Source organism: Mycobacterium sp. (assembly GCF_049280035.1).
Lineage (GTDB): Bacteria > Actinomycetota > Actinomycetes > Mycobacteriales > Mycobacteriaceae > Mycobacterium.
The window spans coordinates 1-4,276 of sequence record NZ_JBAPPI010000530.1; the positions used below are offsets into that span (position 1 = coordinate 1).

A 4,276-nucleotide genomic window follows, 5' to 3' on the forward strand; every position below is an offset into this window, starting at 1 on the left:
GCCGTGGTCGTATGCCAGCCCGTCGGACAGCACCACCAGCAGCCGCCGTGACGTTCCGCCGCGTGCCTCCAGGACCGCCGAGCCGTGGCGAATGGCCGCACCCAGGCGGGAGTACGCGCCAGGATCCAGACTGTTCAGCCGCTTCATGGCCCGGGAGTCCAGATGGTCGTCAAATCGTTTGACGGGCACCATGCTCACTGCGCGCCGGCCCTGCGAGTAATAGGCGTAGAGCGCAACCCGGTCGCCCAGGTCGTGCAGCGCAACCATGAGGTTGGCAACTGCCGCACGCTGTTGTTCGTGCACCGTCCGCCCCATTGTCCCGGGCTCCGCCGCCGACCCCGATACATCAAGCAGGAGCAGCACCGACAAGTCGCGCCGGCGCCGAAGGCTGTCTAGGTAGACCGCCTCATCGGGGACCGACCCGGCGATCACCTCGACACGCGCTTCGACTGCGGCGTCGATGTCGATATCGTCGCCCTGCGACTGGCGGTGGCGGCGGTGCAGACCCAATCCAAGTCGCGATAGCGGCCGCCGCATGCCGATCGCGGCTTCTCCATCTGGGATCGATTGGGTCAGCTGTGCCGTGATCTTCGGCTCGACCTCGCGCACGGTGCACCAGGCATCGCGGTATCTCTTGCGGATGGCGTCCCATTCCGGGTACGTCACGCCATCAGGGGCAAGAATCCCGCGGTCTTCGGCGTTCCCGTGGTCATCGCTCGACGCGGAGGCCAGCGATGACACGGCGTGCACACCGCGATTACCGGAGTTCATCCGGTGCGTCGGGGTATCCGCGCCGGGTGGCCCGCCGCCACGACCGGTCTTGCGCGCCGAAGACAGCATCTTCTTCAGCCACTTGCCTATAAAGCCGCCTCCGCCAACCGGACTGGTGAACATGTCGGGATCGTCGGAATCGTCGATCTCGCCGTCTTGGAGGTCCTGGAGTTCCTGTGCGCCGCGGTTTCGCGGCACATGTTGGGGGCTTGCCTGGTCTTCTTGTTTGCTCGGTCGGGAGCACGCAAGTACTTTCGCTGCGCGGATCACGCCGAATTCCGGCGCCGGGTCGGCGATCGCTGCCCGCCCGCCGGCAATTCTCAGCGAAGCGGCGGGCGATTCGCTGCGACTTGCGATATCGCGGTTGCCCAAGGAAGCCAAGATGCCCGGCAGCAGGTCGCCATTGGCGACTAGCGCGCGGTGTCCCTCGACCGCTAGGTAGCGCCGGGCCTGCCGCGGGTGGCGGACCAGGGAACGCACGACCTCGCGATCTAGGCTGCCGGCCGTGATCAGCGAGGCTTGCACCGCAATCGCTTCGAGCTTCGCACGGGCTCGCGCGGCGGCATCGACGAAAATCGTCTGGCCGTCAGTCCACGCGAGTGCACCCGGTTGCAATTCGGCGACCGCCACCGGTCGGCCCGCAAGTGCAGAAGCGAGCATGCCCAGGGCCTGCAACCGATCGCCAGCAGCGTCGCTTGCCACGCACCACCTCCGAACCCCGCCGACCTCGTTGACCAAATATCTGTTCCAACGTAAAGTCCGGCTTGGCCCCAGTCAATCGCGCGAGGTAAACCAGAGAACGTGGATTTTTCATACCCACCAGAGGTGGAACAGGTCCGCAAGGAGCTGCGCGCGTGGTTGGCCACGAACCTCACCGACGACGTTATAGCGGCTGGCCGCCGGCGAGGCCGGGACGACGCCGGATTCGAGATACTTCGAGCATGGAATGCGACGATGGCCGACGCCGGCTGGGCCGCGGTCTCCTGGCCGCAGGAGTACGGCGGCCGCGGCGCGACAGTACTCGAGCAGTTGGTGTACGCCGAGGAGACAACTCGCGCTCGGGTGCCAATGCCCCTCAACGTGATCGGCATGAAAAACATCGCGCCTGCGATCATGCAGTACGGCACCGAAGCCCAGAAGCGCACACTGCTCCCCCGGATGATGCGAGCCGACGACATCTGGTGCCAGGGCATGTCGGAGCCCGAGGCGGGCTCGGATCTCGCCTCGCTGCGCACCCGCGCCGTTCGCGAAGACGATCACTTCATCGTCAACGGTCAGAAGATCTGGACTTCGCTGGGCTACCGCGCCGACTGGTGTCAGCTCTACGTGCGCACGGACCCGGACTCACCAAAGCACAAGGGCATTTCCTGCCTGATTGTCGACATGTCGTTGCCAGGTATCGAGGTCCGGCCACTCGTCACGCTCAGCGGCGAGGCCGACTTTGCGGAAGTGTTCTTCAATGACGTGCGGGTGCCCGCGGATGCCCTGCTCGGCCCGGTAAACGGAGGCTGGCAGATCGCGACAACGACGCTGAGCCACGAGCGTGCCGGCGCAGCGCGCCTCTACACCGAGATGCAGATGCGGCTGACGGACCTGGTGGCCGACCTCGCCGACGTTCGCATCGATGGTCGACCCGTACTCGAAGATGCCACAACATTGCGGCGCCTCGGCGAAATCGCCTTGCGTATCAAATATCTCGAGGTGCTGTGTCAGCGCTCGATCTCGGCGATCCTGCACGGCGGCGACGCATTCGGCTCGGCGAGCCTGGCCAAGACGATCTGGGGTGAGGTCGGACAGGAGATTGCAGCGCTGGCATTCGACCTGCTTGGGTCGCACGCCAACGGTCGCCGGTGGGCCGACTATCGCTTGACGTCGCGCTCGCTCACCATCGCGGGCGGCACGACGCAGATCAACAAGAACATCACCGCGCAGCGGGTCCTGGGGTTGCCACGCTCATGAATTTAGAACTGAGCGACGAGCAGATCGCGCTGCGCGACACCGTGCGAAGCTTCCTTGCCGAAAAGGCATCGATCGCCGGCCATGTCCGCCCGATGCTCGAGGACCCGACCGGCACCATCGAGGCGGTCTGGCGAGGGCTCGCCGACTTGGGAACCACCGGTCTGCTGGTGCCACCGGAATGCGACGGCGCCGGCATGACAATGGTCGAGGCCGGCATCGTGCTCGAGGAGCTTGGCGCCGGACTGCATCCCGGACCGTGGCTGTCCACTGCGGTCGCCGCGACTCGCGCACTCACGCGGTTCGGTGTGGACAACAGCACGGCTGCACCGCTTTTCAGCGGAATTGCAAACGGCTCCAGCACTGTCGCAGTGGGCCCCCTTGATGGCGTTCGCCCCGCTGCGGTCGAACTGGGCGACGGCATAGTGCTGCGTGGGGCGATCGACCACGTCTGGGATGTCGCTGCCGCCGACGTGCTGCTGGTACTGGCCGATGAACGGGACAGCACAGGGCTTTTCGCCGTCCAGATGCCGACGCCAGGCGTGCAGGTTACACCGCAAACCGGAATAGACCAGACCCGCAAGCAATTTCGCGTCATACTCGACGACACGCCAGCGCAACATCTGGCCACTGCGTCGCCGGATACCGTTGAGGCGCTGGTCGATGACGTCGTCATCGCCTGGGCTGCCGACGCGCTCGGCGCTGCGCGCGCAGTCATGTACCTGGCCGTCGAATACGCCAAGCTGCGGCGCCAATTCGGCCAACCGATCGGTGCGTTCCAAGCGGTCCAGCACCTCTGCGTCGATATGTACGAGACGGTTGAACTCGCCCGCAGTGGCGTGATCCACGCACTATGGGCCGCCGACGCCGCCGATCGTGAAGAGCGGCATTTGGCTGCGATGCGAGCCAAAGCCTTCGCCGGCCGGTTGGCCACCGTCGCGGACAACGCCATCCAGGTATTCGGCGGTATCGGCTACACCTGGGAGCACGATGCCCACCTGTATCTCAAGCGATTACTGAGCTGGAACGCATTTCTTGGCGGACCCGACCGCTACCTCGTCGAGGTGGGCGCGCAATTCGCCGAATCAGTCCTGCACTGAGGCTTCGAAGAGGAGTGGCCATGATCGACTTCACCGGACAAGTGGTAATCGTCACCGGCGCCGGCCGCGGCCTCGGACGCTTGTACGCGCTCGAGTTGGCGCGCCGCGGCGCCGCGGTGGTGGTCAACGACCTGGGCGGATCCATGCATGGCGATGGTGCGGACACCAGCGTCGCCGACGCGGTCGTCCAAGAGATCGAACGCGCCGGCGGTGTCGCCGCGGCCTCACACGATTCCGTCGATAGCCCCGAGGGCGGCGAAGCGATCGTCCGCATCGCCATCGACCAATTCGGTCGCCTGGACGCGGTGGTGAGCAACGCGGGCATCTTCAACAGCGTGCCCTTCGAGGATCTGTCGCAGGCCGACTGGCGGCGGATGCTCAGCGTGCACCTGGACGGTGGATTCTATGTGAGCCAACCGGCATACCGGGAAATGAAGGCGGCCGGCTAC

4 protein-coding genes are annotated in these 4,276 nt (G+C 65.6%); 3 read left to right on the forward strand and 1 reads right to left on the reverse strand.

The annotated features are described in order from the left end of the window. A partial coding sequence (locus tag WAN71_RS17235) for a VWA domain-containing protein (protein ID WP_422226493.1) occupies window positions 1–1,473 on the reverse strand: 1,473 nt, incomplete at its 3' end. A gap of 99 nt (window positions 1,474–1,572) precedes the next feature. Between WAN71_RS17235 and WAN71_RS17240 the strand changes: the two genes are divergently transcribed. The 3 genes from WAN71_RS17240 to WAN71_RS17250 all read left to right on the forward strand — a co-directional run. Continuing rightward, window positions 1,573–2,730, forward strand: coding sequence for an acyl-CoA dehydrogenase family protein (locus WAN71_RS17240; RefSeq protein WP_422226494.1), 1,158 nt, complete (start codon window positions 1,573–1,575; stop codon window positions 2,728–2,730). Next, the gene (locus WAN71_RS17245) at window positions 2,727–3,827 is read left to right on the forward strand and encodes an acyl-CoA dehydrogenase family protein (RefSeq protein ID WP_422226495.1); all 1,101 of its coding nucleotides are present in this window, start codon (window positions 2,727–2,729) and stop codon (window positions 3,825–3,827) included. The genes WAN71_RS17240 and WAN71_RS17245 overlap by 4 nt, the downstream gene beginning before the upstream one ends. A gap of 20 nt (window positions 3,828–3,847) precedes the next feature. Then, a partial coding sequence (locus tag WAN71_RS17250; RefSeq protein WP_422226496.1) for an SDR family NAD(P)-dependent oxidoreductase occupies window positions 3,848–4,276 on the forward strand: 429 nt, incomplete at its 3' end.

Excerpts from the sequence above, each read along its gene's own strand:
- WAN71_RS17245 (WP_422226495.1), top strand. The coding sequence starts at position 2,727 with ATGAATTTAGAACTGAGCGACGAGCAGATCGCGCTGCGCGACACCGTG.